This window comes from Campylobacter sp. 110 (genome assembly GCF_002383965.1).
Lineage (GTDB): Bacteria > Campylobacterota > Campylobacteria > Campylobacterales > Campylobacteraceae > Campylobacter_D > Campylobacter_D coli.
This window is the reverse complement of record NZ_NXBD01000020.1, coordinates 1-1162: the sequence shown is the minus strand read 5'-3', so window position 1 is coordinate 1162 and position 1162 is coordinate 1. Positions and strand designations below refer to the sequence as shown.

Below are 1162 nucleotides of genomic sequence, written 5' to 3'. Positions count from 1 at the left end.
CTCCTTTTTCTTTTCTAAGTCGTATTTAAGGGCTTTGATTTTGTTTTCATAATGTTCCTTTTGTTGTTTAAGCTGTGATTTATAACCTAAGCTTTGATGATGATTTAAAGAATTTAGTCTTAGATTTTCATCGCTTAAGCTTTTAAATCTAGCTTGTGTTTGCTCTCTTAAAAGCTTAGCTACTTTTTTGCGGTATTCTTTAGCCTTAGGACTTTTTATAAAAAAGCCTAGCATATAAACACCTTCTAAAGTCCATTTGATTACTCTTTGTCTTCCGCCTTTGGTTTGCTCATAATCGTAGAAATAGTGTATATTTTCTATGAGTTCATCAGCGTGATAGTTTTTAGTGCTATTTATGTTTTGTTTTGAAGTTTTATAAGATATTGCAACTTCTGTATTTAAAAAAATTGTTTTTTGGGTTAAAGTTTGCATAATTACTCCTGCTTTTTAATTTAAAAGCAAGAGTGTTTGTAAGTTTAGTGTTGTTTTTTTACCTTTTTATAAACCTTGTATGCTTGATAAGAAGCAATAACAAGGCAAATTGTTAAAAATCCACTGATTATATATTCGCCGCTCATTTTTTCTCCTTTCTATCTGCATAAATACTAAGTGCCATAAGTGCCACACTGCCAAACACTATATAAGTGTTATTTAGTGTGATGTTGCCACTAAGCAAAGCATAATTACCATTGACAAATAAGCCAAGTCCTATGTTCTTAAGTAACTCTAACATAGTCAAATTTTAACAAAACTAACTTAAAACACTCTTACTTTAAAAGAACATTACAGAATTATTCTGTATTCTTAGAGCAATTATACATAAATATTATATAAAAGTCAATATATTTTATAGAAAATATATATATTCTTTAAAAATAAATACATAAATTTTCTGTATTTTAAAGGTATAAAGAATTTCTTTACACCTTTAAATGCTTATTTTTGAAGCTCTTTAAATAGTCTTACAAACTCATCAAGCGTTTTAAGTCTTATTTTTAAATGATGATTTTCTAATACTAAATTTAAAGATTTTTTAGCTTGTAAAGGTAAATCATTATCATTAGCTACCCATTTTTGAATAGTAGTAAGATGCACCCCCAAAATCTCGCTTAACTCCTTTTGCGTGATATTTAACTCTTTACAAACTTCTTTAACAATGTTT

2 protein-coding genes and 1 pseudogene are annotated in these 1162 nt (G+C 27.5%); all 3 read right to left on the bottom strand.

Annotated elements, in window-relative coordinates:
• Positions 1 to 432: pseudogene (locus BGS43_RS02355) on the bottom strand (hypothetical protein); the annotation flags it as partial.
• A 142-nt stretch (positions 433 to 574) separates the two neighbouring features.
• A complete protein-coding gene (locus tag BGS43_RS09730) occupies positions 575 to 733 on the bottom strand; it encodes a hypothetical protein (protein WP_002826568.1) in 159 nt (52 codons plus the stop codon).
• A gap of 203 nt (positions 734 to 936) precedes the next feature.
• Positions 937 to 1162: helix-turn-helix domain-containing protein (locus BGS43_RS02350; RefSeq protein WP_141085290.1), on the bottom strand; the 226-nt coding region annotated here is incomplete at its 5' end.